The organism is Pseudomonas sp. PDM30, assembly GCF_019218985.1.
GTDB classification, from domain to species: domain Bacteria; phylum Pseudomonadota; class Gammaproteobacteria; order Pseudomonadales; family Pseudomonadaceae; genus Aquipseudomonas; species Aquipseudomonas jessenii.
Map to the genome: position 1 here is coordinate 57,322 of NZ_JAHUWM010000013.1, position 13,534 is coordinate 70,855.

At 60.5% G+C, this 13,534-nt stretch carries 14 protein-coding genes; 9 read left to right on the plus strand and 5 right to left on the minus strand.

Features of this window, described 5'->3' with window-relative positions; genetic code table 11:
- The first annotated feature begins 1 nt into the window (after position 1).
- The 5 genes from modC (at position 2) to KW840_RS25380 (ending at position 3,328) form a co-directional block, all read left to right on the plus strand.
- Positions 2–1,081 (plus strand): molybdenum ABC transporter ATP-binding protein, encoded by a 1,080-nt coding sequence (modC, locus tag KW840_RS25360; RefSeq protein WP_154859819.1) that lies wholly within the window; start codon positions 2–4, stop codon positions 1,079–1,081.
- 75 nt (positions 1,082–1,156) lie between these two features.
- Positions 1,157–2,182, plus strand: a complete 1,026-nt coding sequence (locus KW840_RS25365) for a DNA topoisomerase IB (protein WP_218498167.1) — start codon at positions 1,157–1,159, stop codon at positions 2,180–2,182.
- Between the two features lie 72 nt (positions 2,183–2,254).
- A complete protein-coding gene (locus tag KW840_RS25370; RefSeq protein ID WP_090455487.1) occupies positions 2,255–2,476 on the plus strand; it encodes a hypothetical protein in 222 nt (73 codons plus the stop codon).
- A 130-nt stretch (positions 2,477–2,606) separates the two neighbouring features.
- Positions 2,607–2,837: a hypothetical protein gene (locus KW840_RS25375; RefSeq protein ID WP_057714650.1), complete on the plus strand. Its 231-nt coding sequence runs from the start codon at positions 2,607–2,609 to the stop codon at positions 2,835–2,837.
- A 206-nt stretch (positions 2,838–3,043) separates the two neighbouring features.
- Positions 3,044–3,328: a hypothetical protein gene (locus KW840_RS25380; RefSeq protein ID WP_057714648.1), complete on the plus strand. Its 285-nt coding sequence runs from the start codon at positions 3,044–3,046 to the stop codon at positions 3,326–3,328.
- A 25-nt stretch (positions 3,329–3,353) separates the two neighbouring features.
- On the opposite strand, the gene KW840_RS25385 is transcribed toward KW840_RS25380, so the two are convergent.
- On the minus strand, positions 3,354–4,019 hold the full coding sequence (locus KW840_RS25385) for a TetR family transcriptional regulator (RefSeq protein WP_218498168.1): 666 nt from the start codon (positions 4,017–4,019) through the stop codon (positions 3,354–3,356).
- Positions 4,020–4,196: 177 nt separating this feature from the next.
- Here KW840_RS25385 and KW840_RS25390 point away from each other — a divergent pair, with 177 nt between their 5' ends.
- Positions 4,197–5,039, plus strand: a complete 843-nt coding sequence (locus KW840_RS25390; protein ID WP_218498169.1) for an NAD(P)H-binding protein — start codon at positions 4,197–4,199, stop codon at positions 5,037–5,039.
- 93 nt (positions 5,040–5,132) lie between these two features.
- Entirely contained in the window at positions 5,133–5,327 is a 195-nt protein-coding gene (locus KW840_RS25395; protein ID WP_090455493.1) for a hypothetical protein, read from the plus strand.
- A 6-nt stretch (positions 5,328–5,333) separates the two neighbouring features.
- Here KW840_RS25395 and KW840_RS25400 read toward each other — a convergent pair whose 3' ends face one another.
- Positions 5,334–5,555 (minus strand): hypothetical protein, encoded by a 222-nt coding sequence (locus tag KW840_RS25400; RefSeq protein WP_131726862.1) that lies wholly within the window; start codon positions 5,553–5,555, stop codon positions 5,334–5,336.
- A 199-nt stretch (positions 5,556–5,754) separates the two neighbouring features.
- Between KW840_RS25400 and KW840_RS25405 the strand changes: the two genes are divergently transcribed.
- Positions 5,755–5,937 (plus strand): hypothetical protein, encoded by a 183-nt coding sequence (locus KW840_RS25405; protein WP_057714641.1) that lies wholly within the window; start codon positions 5,755–5,757, stop codon positions 5,935–5,937.
- 273 nt (positions 5,938–6,210) lie between these two features.
- Here the strand turns inward: KW840_RS25405 and KW840_RS25410 are convergent, their stop codons facing one another.
- The 3 genes from KW840_RS25410 to KW840_RS25420 all read right to left on the minus strand — a co-directional run bounded on the left by KW840_RS25410 (position 6,211) and on the right by KW840_RS25420 (position 11,901).
- Positions 6,211–6,816 carry a hypothetical protein gene (locus KW840_RS25410; protein WP_218498170.1) on the minus strand — a complete coding sequence of 202 codons (606 nt, stop codon included), beginning with the start codon at positions 6,814–6,816 and terminating at the stop codon, positions 6,211–6,213.
- Between the two features lie 235 nt (positions 6,817–7,051).
- Entirely contained in the window at positions 7,052–8,599 is a 1,548-nt protein-coding gene (locus KW840_RS25415; RefSeq protein ID WP_218498207.1) for a phospholipase D family protein, read from the minus strand.
- Positions 8,600–9,063: 464 nt separating this feature from the next.
- A complete protein-coding gene (locus KW840_RS25420) occupies positions 9,064–11,901 on the minus strand; it encodes an AMP-binding protein (protein WP_256353632.1) in 2,838 nt (945 codons plus the stop codon).
- Between the two features lie 163 nt (positions 11,902–12,064).
- Between KW840_RS25420 and KW840_RS25425 the strand changes: the two genes are divergently transcribed.
- Complete coding sequence (locus KW840_RS25425) at positions 12,065–13,369, plus strand: MFS transporter (protein WP_218498171.1); 1,305 nt, start codon at positions 12,065–12,067, stop codon at positions 13,367–13,369.
- Positions 13,370–13,534: the final 165 nt, after the last annotated feature.

A 13,534-nucleotide genomic window follows, 5' to 3' on the forward strand; every position in this document is an offset into this window, starting at 1 on the left:
GATGATTCAAATGCGTCTGAAACTACGTTATTCGGGCTTCGCCCTGGACGTCGATCTGCAGGTGCCTGGCCGTGGCGTCACTGCGCTTTACGGCCACTCCGGCTCTGGCAAGACCACTTGCCTGCGCTGCATCGCCGGCCTGGAACGGGCCGAGCAAGGCTTTGTCCAGGTCAACGATGAAGTCTGGCAAGACAGCGACAACCGGATCTTCGTCGCGCCGCACAAGCGCGCGCTGGGCTACGTGTTCCAGGAAGCCAGCCTGTTTCCTCATCTGTCGGTGCTGGCCAACCTGGCATTCGGCCTCAAGCGCATCCCCAAGCCGCAACGCCGGGTCGACATGGCCCACGCCACCGAGTTGCTGGGCATCGGCCATTTGCTGGACCGGCACCCGCAACACCTTTCAGGCGGTGAGCGACAGCGCGTCGGCATCGCCCGCGCCTTGCTCACCAGCCCGAAACTGTTGTTGATGGACGAACCTCTGGCGGCCCTGGATGCCCAACGCAAAGGTGAAATCCTGCCCTACTTGCAACGCCTGCACGACGAACTCGACATCCCGGTGCTGTACGTCAGCCACTCCCAGGATGAAGTCGCGCGGCTGGCCGACCATATTGTGTTGCTCAGCAACGGCAAGGCACTGGCCAGCGGCCCGATCGGCCAGACCCTGGCACGCCTGGACTTGCCGCTGGCAATGGGGGATGACGCGGGTGTGGTGATCGAAGGTCGCGTCAGCGCTTATGACGCCGACTATCAATTGCTGAGCCTGCAATTGCCCGACACTACCCTCAACATCCGTGTGCCTCATACGCCACTGGATGCGGGCCAGGCACTGCGCTGCAAGGTCCAGGCGCGGGATGTGAGCCTGAGCCTGGACAATACCGGGCAAAGCAGCATTCTCAATCGCCTGCCGGTCACTGTGGTCAGCGAAATGAGCGCCGACAACGCCGCCCACGTGCTGATTCGCCTGGACGCCGCCGGCACGCCATTGCTTGCGCGGATCACGCGTTATTCCCGTGATCAACTGAACATCCACCCCGGCCAGCCACTGTGGGCACAAATCAAAGCGGTCGCGGTGCTGGCGTAAATCCGAAGGCACGACTGCACCGGAGCGAGGTCAATGGCTGTAACGCCCCGTAACTCCTTGCCCAGGACGCTTGTCATGTCCGATGGACTGCCACCTGACCTGCATTATGTCGATGACACCCAGCCGGGCATCACCCGCAGGAAACTGCGCGGAAAATTCGCCTATTTCGACCCGGCCGGTCAGCGCATCACCGACCCCGACGCAATCGAACGCCTCAACACCCTCGCGGTGCCGCCCGCCTATACCAAGGTGTGGATTTGCGCCGATCCACGCGGGCATCTGCAGGCCACCGGCCACGACGCCCGGGGTCGCAAGCAATACCGTTATCACCCCCGCTGGCGGGAGGTGCGTGACGCCGACAAGTACTTGCGCCTGCGTGAATTCGGGCTGGCCTTGCCGAAACTGCGCCAACGGCTGGAAGCCGTATTGGCGGCACCGGGATTCAGTCGCGACAAAGTCATGGCCACGGTCATTACCCTGCTCGACTCGACGCTGATCCGCATCGGCAACAGCCAATATGCCCGGGACAACCGTTCCTACGGCCTGACGACCTTGCGCAGCCGCCATGTAGAGATCAACGGCAGTGCCATCCTGTTCCAGTTCCGCGGCAAAAGTGGCGTCGAACACCAGATCACTGTGAAAGACCGCCGACTGGCCCGGATCATCAAGCGCTGCCAGGAAATACCCGGGCAGAACCTGTTTCAGTATCTGGATGAAAACGGTGACCGGCACACCGTCACTTCATCCGACATCAACAGCTATTTGCAAACGCTCAGCGGCGCCGATTTCACCGCCAAGGACTACCGCACCTGGGCTGGCAGCGTTCTGGCTCTGGCGATATTGCGCAAGCGGCATTGGGAGCCTGAAACAGACGCCAGGCGGCACCTGGTGGAGATGGTCAAGGACGTTGCCAGGCAGCTGGGCAACACCCCGGCGGTGTGCCGCAAGTGCTATATCCACCCGGCGGTGCTGGATGGCTTCCCTCTGGGCGCTTTGGCGCAACTGCCCAGGCCGAGAGCGCGCAAGGGACTCTCGGCCGAGGAAGTCGGGCTGGCGAACTTTCTGCAGAAAACGCTGGCAGCATCTGAATCGACGAATTGACCTGCCTGTTTTTTGCACGATCACCAATGGCTTCTATAGTTGAACTGAACACGTATCCGCTGCGGAGACGCCATGGAAGACATTTTCGTCGTGAAGCGTTGCAAAAAGATCATCATCCATGGTCGCCGTGCGGGTGAATATGACCACCTGCCACCGGATGCCGCAGTCTGGTACCGCATCGCCGATACCCGCACCCAAGGCTTCATCGGAGATGGCTACGATAGTGAAGAAGACGCTGTGCGTGTTTGCCGTCAGTTGAACGCTCAATCACAAGTGACAGCCCGACAAAGTTGACGGCTCGTCACCATTTTTTAACGGGTCTATACTGAGATAGTTGAAGGATCAGTAACCCTTTCGGCAGAAAGCTCGCCCCAGGCGGGCTTTTTGCTGCCACACCCAGGTTTCTTGAACGGAGGTGCTTCCCATGTCCGAAAAAGAGTCCATCACCACCCTGCTCACCTTGCTGGATTCCCGTCAGGCTCGCCTGGCCGCAGCCTGCAAGGAAATCGCCGACTGGGTCGATCATCAAGGCGGACACCCCACCGCCCTCAGAATTCGTGATCGCCTGAACGACATTGAGAAGGACACGCCGCTGATCCGGCACACGCTGTCGTCTCTCAAGCCTGTCGACCGGCCTCTGCCCCGGTTCAGATGATCCGTCACGGATTCGCGGTGCGGGAAAAGGCCCTATTCGGGTGGCATGATCGGTGACCGTACGTCTCCACATCCTTGGCTGCCTGCTGGATTTCCATCCCTTCTCACAACCCGGCCTGGAACCGGGATTTTTTGTTGCGCAAAACCAATCGAACGTCCCCGCTCACGTGGAGTCAACCGCTCACACGTCACGAAGGAGACGTTCCAATGGTCACTCATTTCAAAGTCAGCGGGCACCTGGCCTGCGGTCACCACGGCAACAACCTCGTATCGACCCGCGAACTCAACCGGGTGAAATGCCGAAGCTGCCGAAACACCGACGCCTACAAAGAAGCCCGCAAGGCTGAGCGCAACGCTGCCCGCCGCGCAGCACGCAAAGCCAAAGCCGTGCACACCGCCAATGACTGGCGTTCAGCCTGGACCGAGCGGCTGACCGCGATGGCCGGCCTGCAACGACTGCCCCGTGGCTTTGGCGGCCAACCCTTCGTTTAGGGAGCATGAAGTAGCCGTCAGGTTTTTACGGCGAGTCGATGTCCCTGCGCGCGGGCTCCATGATCTCGCGCAGGGACATGCGCTTGAACGCCTCGACCAGTGCTCGCCCCTCAACGGGTGCACAAGTGACCGCCAACCGCATGGTCGCCTCGCCCAGGTGCCAGATCAAAAACGCGGACTCCTCGACCTGTTGCTCGTCGCAGTCGGGATACACGCGCAGCATCGCCTGGGCCAGCAGGGCTCCGGCAACCCGACTCTCCTCCAGTTCCAGCTGCAATAACTGCTTGTCGGCCTGCATGCCGGACCAGATGTCACGCATCACCGGTGTCGCCATCACGATCTCGTAATACTGATCGAGCAACTGCGAATAGGCGGCGCGCAAACCCCGGGCATCCTCGACAGCCTCCATTGCCTCGGCGATGCAACGACGGCTTTCAGCGTTATAGCGCTCGGCCAGCGTACGGATCACGGAACTCTTGTCAGGGAAATACTGATAAAGGGAACCGATCGAGATCTCGGATCGCTCGGCGATTTCACTCATCTTGAGTTGATCGCTGCCCTTGTCCGCGATCAATTGAGTGGCCATGGCCAGAATCCGCTCCTGACGATCGCGGCTGCGCTGTTGCGTGGGATTGCGTCGAACCGCTTGTGCAGCAGGCTGTTCGAGGGTTTCAGAGGTTTTTTTGCGCACGAGTGAGTTCCCGATCAAAAACGTGACATGTACTCACCTTAGCATCGCCATTCCCTACGCCCAACAACAGATGCCGCACGTCGGGGAATTCGATCTGATGGGTTGACGGCGAAACATGAGCATCTATCATCTTTTAAACATGAGCATCACTCACATTAATCGATGGAGATGAACGCGATGAAAACGGCACAACCCATCACGCTGGTCCTCGGCGCCACCGGCAAAACCGGACGGCGCATCACACAACGGCTCGAGACTGCCGGCCTGCCCGTTCGCCGGGGTTCGCGCGATGCCAATCCACCCTTCGACTGGGAAGATCGATCGACCTGGGACGCCGTAATCGATGGCGTTCATTGCGTCTACATTTCCTTTCAACCGGATCTCGCCGTTCCAGGCGCCGTTGAAACCATCCAGGCGTTCACCGACCTGGCGGTGAAAAGCGGCGTCCGCAAACTGGTCTTGTTATCCGGGCGCGGCGAAGTTGAAGCGCAACAGGCCGAACGCGTCGTACAGGACAGCGGGATTGACTGGACGATTCTGCGGGCCAGTTGGTTCTGCCAGAATTTCAGCGAGGCCCACTTTCTTGAACCCATTGTGCAAGGTGAGTTTGCACTCCCCGTCGGCCAAGTCGCCGAGCCCTTTGTCGATGCGGAAGACATCGCCGAGTGTGCCGTCGCGGCACTGACCCAACCCGGACACACCAACCAGCTCTATGAACTTACCGGCCCTCGGGCGTTGACCTTTGCCCAGGCCGTGACCGAGATTGCTTGCGCCACCGGTCGCAAGATCGAATTCGTGGCCGTACCTCGGGACGCCTATCGACAGGCAATGGAACAGGAACAGCTTCCCCCGGCGTTGATCGACCTGGTGTTGTATCTCTTCACGACTGTGCTGGACGGGCGCAACACACCCGTGGCCGATGGTGTACAGCGGGCGCTGGGACGGCCGGCGCGCGACTTTGGCGACTACGTACGGCGCACTGCCGCTACGGGCATCTGGGGCAATGGCCGTCCGACGTAAAGCAGTGGCGGGAACAGGCTTCGTCGACTAGGGTTTTTTGGCGTATCGAAGTGCGGCGCCTTTATTGGCAGGAGCCTGATCAAGGAGGAACCCATGTCACTCAATCGTAGTGCTGAACAAACCTACCGCCAGTGGTCGACCCCGATACTGTTGGAACTCAAGGAGCGAGAACATCAGATGAACCCGTCAGACCGCCAGGCCCTGGAAAACGTACTGCTGGAAAGAAGGCTGATCGATACCGGCAACCCGGCCGGCAGCGATCGCCGCAAGGCAGACCCGACGTCCTGAAAAGCATCAGGCAATCACGATCAAGATAGAAATAATGGAATAGAAAAAAACAAGGGCTTGCATCCGCTTTCGCTTGCAAGCCCTTGCTTTAGAGAATGCCCAATCGAACGCAAACACGGTTCCAACGTCTGAATCCCCCCCGCCGCCGTAAATCCATTTTTGATAATTATTAATTTCCAAACACTCCCCTCTATCGGCTTTAAATGTGCCAGGAGGAGGGTTAGCCATGGTGGGACCTGCAGGCGACGTTTTTGACGAAAGCTTCGACCGCCATCAAAACCGCATTTGCAGAGGCTGACTTTCCTGAGCAGATTTACTGTTTTGTCCCGCGTCGTCACCCAGGCCACGCAGACAAACATTCACACACCGCACTTCGGTTTTCCCCGGTTCGAGACCAGGCTAAACCACCACATGGAGGGATTCCAGGATGCTGATAAAAATCGAGAAGGCGAGCAAACCGGAAGGCTGGAATGTATGGATGAACGCGTGGTGCGTTGAGTTTCGCAGCTACGCAGAGGCCTTGGCGTTCGTGATCAGATTGGAAGGCCGGATCAATGCACCTCACCCCTTGCCTATCAGCACCGCCAGACTTCTTTTGGAACAGGCTTGACCTCGCGACGCCATCACCGATGAGGCTATCCACGACGTCATATCCGTATTTATTAATCTGTCTTTGACAATTATTGATTTCGCTCGCCCCTCTCCCTCGACTTTAAATATGCGTCGAGGGGGCGTTGGCCAAGGTGAGGTTTACAGGTGACACCTTTAACGGACGCTTCGAATACAGCCAGTCTGCTTTCGAGGAGGCCGACCTTCCTCACCATGTGTAATACTTTTCCTCGCATCTTCCCCCAGGAGATGCGGGGTTTTTTTCGTAAATGCGTTAAAACCACCCGCTACGTTCATCTTCCAACTCTTGGCGACACACTTTAAGTTGAGCGTTGTAAATCTCTGACTGCTTTTGCACTTTCTGGGCAACCTGCATCAGCCAGGGTTTACTGCGATAGGTATTGCGGCTAAAGCCCCCACGCCCCTCGTGATAGGCCAGGTACTGATTGTAGGTGTCCCATTTGGAGATTCCGAGCTGACGTTGGGTGCCAGTGGTGTACCAACCGATAAACATGATCGCGTCGTCAAAACTGTCACGCGAACCACCGTTGCCAGTATTGTCCTTGTACTCACCCCACACCGGGTCTTGAGCCTGCGCATAACCGTAGGCCGAACTGACTCGCCCCCAGGGGATCACCCAGAGCAGGTAGTCACGAGGCGGCAATGCGTCCGCCACGTAACTGCTTTCCTGCTTCATGATCGCCATGGCCACATGCAGAGGCGTCCCATATTCACTCTGCATTTGCAGCGAGTCCTCATACCAGTCGGGATACTCACGGTAAATACTGCAGAGATTGCCTTGGTCTTTTGGCGGTGTAGTCGTGCACCCCGTTAAAAACAGCATCAACAATGCCAACAGCAGAACCTGTCCTTGTTTCATTCATTACCCTCAAAAATAAGGGCATAAGGTACCCTCCGTTTACTGCAAGGCGCCTGAGTCATGCAGGTGCAGACAAAAACGTCAGAAGACATCCAGCTTGATCGCGTCACCCTTATCGAGAGGCTTCTTTGTAAGTCCCTATTGCACGGCGGCCTGACGCAAGCCCTGAGCTCTGCGCTCTGATTGAATGCTCACACGCGGGCGTGAGGCCAGTGGGTGTACTCCGGGTTTCGATCTAGAGCATTTTCTCCAGGCCGATCTTGTCGCTGAGCCAGGCCTTGAAGCTGCGCCACTTGCCGCCGGGCTCCTTGCGCAAGGTATGCAGGCGGTCGTCGTCCTCGGTGAGCCAGACAATTTCGCCGTTTTCCAGTCGGGCCTGGTAACTCCGGGCCGGCGCCATGCCCTCAAGCGCCAGTTGGTGTACGTAGCCGGCCAGTTCGGGACTATCGACCAGCACCCCGACTTCAGTGTTCCAGAACACTGAACGCGGGTCGAAATTGTACGAGCCGACGAACACTTTCTGTCTGTCCAGGATCATGGCCTTGGTGTGCAGGCTGGAGTCAGAGCCACCACTGAAACCAAACGAGGAGCTACGACCGGGATCGTCCGGCTGGCGCCGCAGCTCATAGAGTTTCACGCCATGTTCGAGCAGAGTCTTGCGATACGGTGCATAGCCGCCATGCACCGCCGGCACATCGGTGGCCTCCAGTGAGTTGGTCAGCAGGCGCACATCAACGCCGGCATCGGCACGACCCAGGAGATAGTCCATGCCCGGCTTTTGCGGGACGAAATAGGCCGAGATCATGATCAGCTCGCTATTGACGCTATCGAGTTCAGGCCGCAGCTGTGTGGCCATCAATAGCGCGCGTGCTGGTTCGCCGCTGGCCAGGACCTTGCTTGGAGCGTCCCACATCGCCTTGCTATGGGCCCAGATCAGCTGCTTGCGCCAGGTCTCGAGTTGCGGTTGAGTCTGGTAGGTCATGAGATGGTTGTACAACGCCTTGCTCTCGATACGTGAGGTCTGGAGCGATTGCTCCAGGCGTTGGCGGCTTTCGAGCAAGTCTTGCGCTGTTGGCTTGTTGAGCTGGAAGTCACTGATCGACTGGCTCAAGGCGCTGTTCCAGTACTGATCGAAGCTGTGTCCCAATTGCTCGGCGACCGGGCCGATGCCCAGCAGGTCCATGTCGGTGAAGTTGAGATCGGGCCTGGCGTCGAAATATTCATCCCCCAGGTTGCGTCCGCCGACGATGGCTGTGCTGTTGTCGGCCAGCCACAGTTTGTTGTGCATGCGTCGGTGTTGTTGGGAAAGATCAAGCAGGCGGCCCATGGTTCGAGTGACCACGGTGCTGCGCCCCAGATGCAAAGGGTTGAAGACGCGGATATGGATGTTCGGGTGCACCGCCAGGGTAGCGATGACTTCTTCCTGGCCGTCGCTGGCAGTGTCATCGAGCAAGATGCGTACCCGTACGCCGCGATCTGCTGCCAGCAGCATTTCATGCACCAGCGCCCGAGTGCTGAAACCGTTATGCACGATGTAGTACTGCAGATCGACGGCTTTCTGCGCATTGCGGATCAACTCCGCGCGCGCCCGGAATGCTTCACTGCTGTTGGGCAGCAAGCGAAAACCCGAGCGCCCCTCATGCGCGGCGGCCTGAGCCTGGATCGAGCGCCCGAACACCGAATCGCTGGCGGGTATCGCCTCGCTGAATTCGTGGGGCAAGCGCGTGGTGGCGCAGCCGACGAGCAGCAGCGCGAACAGCATGGCGCAGAAAAACCGGGACATGGGCAAGGACTGCTCCTCAACCACAACGGGTGTAGTTTTGAACTCGGCATCCAGCCAGTACTGGCTGCCGAGCACATGCAGCCCTCGATAGTCCGCACGACTTGTTCCAGTAAAGCCCGTTTCAAGCAGTGTGTCGAAATATTCCAGCAGCTGCGCCCAGAGCATGAAACCGCCCTGGGCCGGGTGCAGGCCCGCCCTCCGCTATAGCGCCTGGCTGGGTCGAGCAGTTTGGGTCAGCCGGTGTCGCTAACAACGTACGCGGTGCCCTGGAAGCCATCGATAAGATTGAAGAATTCATCAAGATGACGCTTGTGGTGATGATGGCACCGGAGTGACTGAGTCGTTTTCGGCCCTTCGCGACAGGCAGCAGTCAGCCAAAAGCGGGCGCTCACAGCGGATTTAGATTTTGACGTGTGCCCTCTCTATAAACGGCTCTGGAAAAACGACGGCAGCAAAGTAGTCGCCTAACCTGGGCGCTGGGCTCGTTCCGATTCATCCAGGTGCTCTAGCAGCACCGCTATCGTCGCATCCCGCAGCTTGATTGCCTCCATCCAGTCCGGCCCGTCTGCCAACAGCGGAGGACAGACGTTGACGTGGATTGCACCGTGGCGCGGGTACCACTGACCGTCGCGCAGCACCTTGCGCGTGCCGCAAATTGCGACCGGCAGCAGCGGCACGCCGGCACGCGCAGCTAGCACGAAGGCGCCCATATGGAACGTTCGCAATCCTGGCTCGCGGGTGAAGGTTCCCTCGGGAAAGAACACCAGGGGCTGGCCAGCCTGCAGCGCCTCGGCCAGGGGCTCGGTGTCTGCGGCGCTGCGCTGCAGGTCGAAGCGTTCGACAAAGCGGGCGCCGAGCTTGCGCAGGAACCGGCCGGCGATCCACTGGTCAGCCAATTCGCGCTTGGCAACGAAGCTGAATTGCGGCGGTAGGGCCGCGCTGAGAATGACACCATCGAGGTAGCTGGCATGGTTTGCGGCCAGCACGCTCACCGAGGAGGAAGGCAGGCGCTCGAGTCCCGTGACACTGAACGGAACACCCGCCAGGCGCAGAAACAGCCGGGAGGCCGTACGGGTAAAGCTGCGACACCAACGCTGGCGCGGCAGGATCGCAACGACCAGCCAGGTCAGCGGTGTGACCAGCCAGAACAGCAGCCAGATGTAAGTGGCATACAACGCGGCGCGGCAGGTCTGCCAGCTGCGACCGAAATGCCCGCGCAAGGCCTGCAACACCAGGCGCAGCAGCTGGCGCCAAACGGCCAGGTGCGGCCGCCCCACTTCGCCGCGCTCATACAGTTCACGACTGGCAGCACGACGAAGCTTTCCGCTGGAGGTTTTCAGTACGCTATGCGGTGGCGCCAGAACGATATCGTCGGGCGCCACACCGGTGAGGTCGAACACGATACGGTTGACCTCCTGCTGCAGCTGTTGCCGCGCAGCAGCGTCCTTCTCGTAGCTTTCCGCCAACACCACCAGGCGCTCGGTGCCGGTGGCCGGCTCCGGACTGCCGAACACCGCGATGCAGCCTTTGCGCAGCCCGGGCAGATTGCCGACCGCTGCTTCGACATCGTAGGGGTAGATGTTGCGCCCGGCACGGATGATCAAGTCCTTGGCGCGGCCGGTCAGGTAGACCTCGCCGCCGGCCATGTAGGCGAAGTCGAGCGAGTCGAACCAGCCATCGCGCAGCACCCGGCGGGTCTCTTCGGGGTTGCGGTAGTAGCCTGCCGAGGTAGACGGCCCGCGAAATTGCAGGTGCCCTTCGCTGCGTTCGGGCAGTTCGATTCCGCTGCCATCGACGATACGAATCTGATGGCCCGGCAGTGGTCGACCGCTGGAGACGAAGCGCAGCGTTGCGCTGGCATCCGCTTCGACGGGCAGTGCATTGCCACGGGCCTGGAACGCGTCGCGCTGTACCCGGTCGATCAGCGGTCCTCGGTCCAGGGGAGGAAAGGCCACACCCAACGTGGCCTCGGCCAACCCATAGACGGGCGCCAACGCGGTAGGGGCCAAGCCGTAGCGAACGAAACGTTCGGCGAAGCGCTGCAAGGTCTGCGGGCTGACCGGTTCGGCACCGTTGAAGGCCAGGCGCCAACTGCTCAGGTCCAGACCCTCGAGATCGTCGTCAGCGAGTTTGTTCAGACACAGCTCGTAGGCGAAGTTGGGCGCCGCCGACATCGTGCCGCGGAAGCGGTCGATGGCCCATAGCCAACGCGCCGGCCGTGCCAGGAAAGCCAGCGGCGACATCAGCATCAGGCTGTAGCCGTAGTACAGGCTGCCCAGCCAGGCACCGATCAATCCCATGTCGTGGTACATGGGCAGCCAACTGACGAACACGTCTTGCGGTCCCACCTTCAGAGCCCTCCCCATGGCACGCAGGTTGGCCAGCAGATTGGCGTGGCTGACCATCACACCCTTGGGCTGGCCAGTACTGCCCGAGGTGTACTGCAGGAAGGCGATGTCATCCGGTTTCCGCGGCGGTGTGACACACTCGCCCCCCTCGCCTGTAAGCTCGGCCACGCTGGCAATGCGCGTCAGGCTCGGGACCTGCGGCTGGAGCAACCGGGCGAGCAGCTTCGCTTGCGTCACGGTAATCAGCACTTTGGCCTCGGCGTTGCGCAGAATGCCGGCCTGGCGGTGCAGATGATCCTCTATCTGCGACAGGCGCAGCGGTGGGTAGATGGGCACCGGCACACCACCGGCCAACAGGATGCCGAAAAAGCCCTGGAGAAAGTCGCGGCCTGTGGGCAGCATCAGGGCCACGGTCTGACCGGCGTGCAAGCCACTGCGTTGCAGCCCTGCGGCAACGGCCAAGGCACCCTGGTGCAAGGCGCCATAGCTGATATCTTCCTGCTGGTCACTTTCACCTAGCAGGCGCACGTGGAGATGCTGCGGCTGCTGGCGCACATGCCAGTCCAGTACCTCGATCAAGGTCCGCGCGGCATCTGGCGTCTGCCCTGTTGCTATCAGGGTCTCGCTGGAGTCGCTGGCGGGCAACGGACGTACGGCCTCGGCGCCATGCCTGCTGTGCAGCACGCGCAGTATGTCGGTGGGGGTGTCTGCCGAGGCGAACAGGTTTTCTGGCAAGCGCACGCCGAATTCGTGCTCGATACGTGACCAGAGCTCGACTCGAGCCAGGCTGTCTACGCCCAGATCCCGATCCAGCACGCTGTGCAAGGTGACTTGCAAACCTTCTGCCGCTTGCGGACGCAGCTCGACCACGGTGCGCCGGACAATTTCGAGCAATTTTTCCGCGTCCCCATCGCAACGGGGAACGGCACGGGTTTCTGGAGGCGGACGAGGCATCGGCAGCCCCTCATGACAGAACAATCTGTGTGTAGATCCTTGCCAATTGCCATTATGCGCCTACTGAGACGACTGGGAATGCCATCATCAGCTGCAGCGCTCGCAGGATGGGTGAGCCGGGGCTAGGCTTCTGAAGAACGCAGCCCCTGCAGAGAGATCTGCCATGCCAGCCAACCTTGCCCCCGGAGTGACACGCCGAGAAATCTGGGCCTGGGCGATGTTCGATTTCGCCAACTCCGGTTACACGACCGTGGTGATCACCGCCGTGTTCAACGCCTACTTCGTCGCCGTGGTCGCCAAGGGCGAAGCCTGGGGTACGCTGGCCTGGACCAGCGCCATATCCCTCTCTTACGCCTTGATCATCCTGACCGCTCCGCTGATCGGTGCCTACGCCGACGCGTTCGCCTGCAAGAAACGCCTGCTGCTGTTCAGCACGATCGGTTGCGTCGCCTTTACCGCTGGACTGGCGTTGGCCGGGCCGGGGGAGCTCGGCGTTGCGATTCTGTTCATCGTGCTATCCAACTACTGCTTCGGCAGCGGCGAGAACCTGATTGCCGCCTTCCTGCCCCAGCTCGCCCGTGCGGATGCCTTGGGCAAGGTGTCCGGCTGGGGCTGGGGGTTTGGCTATATAGGCGGCCTGGTCAGCCTGGGTGCCTGCCTGGCCTTCGTCAGCTGGGCCCAGGCGCAAGGCCAGACGGCGGCGCAGTTCGTGCCGGTGTGCATGCTGATCACTGCGGTCTTGTTCGCGTTGGCCAGCGTACCGACCTTCCTGTTCTTGCGTGAACGCAGCCTGCCGCAGACAGGGAGCAGCGACAGGCCTATCCCGCAAGCGGCGCTGGCGCGCTTCGCGCAGACGCTGCGCGAAGCCGACCGCTATCGTGACCTGCTGCGCTTCCTTGCCTGCACCGTCTGCTACCAGGCCGGTATCTCGGCGGTGATCACCCTGGCTGCCATCTATGCCAATCAGGTCATGGGCTTCAGTACCCAGGACACGCTGCTGCTGATCTTCGTGGTGAATATCACGGCCTCCATCGGTGCCGTGCTGTTCGGTTGGCTGCAGGATCGCCTCGGCCATCGCACCACGCTGGCGCTGACCCTGCTGGGCTGGCTCGGCATGGTCGGTCTGGTCTGGGTCGCGCGCGGCCCCGGGCTGTTCTGGCTGGCGGCCAACCTCGCCGGTCTGTGCATGGGCGCCAGCCAATCGGCCGGACGTGCGATAGTCGGTCTGCTCGCGCCGCCGACGCGGCTGGCGGAGTTCTTCGGCCTCTGGGGGCTAGCCGTCAAACTGTCGGCAATCCTCGGCCCCATGACTTACGGCCTGACCAGTTGGCTGTCCGGAGGCGATCACCGCCTGGCGATGCTGATTACCGGCAGCTATTTCGTTGTCGGCCTGCTGATCCTGGCCGGCGTCAACCTGGAGCGCGGGCGGCAGGTAGCTGTCAGCCATACCGAGAGTCTCGAAAAGTGAAAGGGACTCCCTGCATCGGGTCAGTCTTCGCCTGTCGAAACTGACCTGATTCGGCCAAAAGCTGCCGGTGACGAATCAAACACAACGATATGTCCAGTCTGCCAAACACATTCGCCTCATGAGTTTTCACGTAGCTTGCAAAAGTCATGCGAATAGGGATAGATC

Excerpts from the sequence above, each read along its gene's own strand:
- modC (WP_154859819.1), top strand. The coding sequence starts at position 2 with ATGATTCAAATGCGTCTGAAACTACGTTATTCGGGCTTCGCCCTGGAC.
- KW840_RS25365 (WP_218498167.1), top strand. The coding sequence starts at position 1,157 with ATGTCCGATGGACTGCCACCTGACCTGCATTATGTCGATGACACCCAG.
- KW840_RS25370 (WP_090455487.1), top strand. The coding sequence starts at position 2,255 with ATGGAAGACATTTTCGTCGTGAAGCGTTGCAAAAAGATCATCATCCAT.
- KW840_RS25375 (WP_057714650.1), top strand. The coding sequence starts at position 2,607 with ATGTCCGAAAAAGAGTCCATCACCACCCTGCTCACCTTGCTGGATTCC.
- KW840_RS25380 (WP_057714648.1), top strand. The coding sequence starts at position 3,044 with ATGGTCACTCATTTCAAAGTCAGCGGGCACCTGGCCTGCGGTCACCAC.
- KW840_RS25390 (WP_218498169.1), top strand. The coding sequence starts at position 4,197 with ATGAAAACGGCACAACCCATCACGCTGGTCCTCGGCGCCACCGGCAAA.
- KW840_RS25395 (WP_090455493.1), top strand. The coding sequence starts at position 5,133 with ATGTCACTCAATCGTAGTGCTGAACAAACCTACCGCCAGTGGTCGACC.
- KW840_RS25400 (WP_131726862.1), bottom strand. The coding sequence starts at position 5,555 with ATGGCTAACCCTCCTCCTGGCACATTTAAAGCCGATAGAGGGGAGTGT.
- KW840_RS25405 (WP_057714641.1), top strand. The coding sequence starts at position 5,755 with ATGCTGATAAAAATCGAGAAGGCGAGCAAACCGGAAGGCTGGAATGTA.
- KW840_RS25410 (WP_218498170.1), bottom strand. The coding sequence starts at position 6,816 with ATGAAACAAGGACAGGTTCTGCTGTTGGCATTGTTGATGCTGTTTTTA.
- KW840_RS25415 (WP_218498207.1), bottom strand. The coding sequence starts at position 8,599 with ATGTCCCGGTTTTTCTGCGCCATGCTGTTCGCGCTGCTGCTCGTCGGC.
- KW840_RS25420 (WP_256353632.1), bottom strand. The coding sequence starts at position 11,901 with ATGCCTCGTCCGCCTCCAGAAACCCGTGCCGTTCCCCGTTGCGATGGG.
- KW840_RS25425 (WP_218498171.1), top strand. The coding sequence starts at position 12,065 with ATGCCAGCCAACCTTGCCCCCGGAGTGACACGCCGAGAAATCTGGGCC.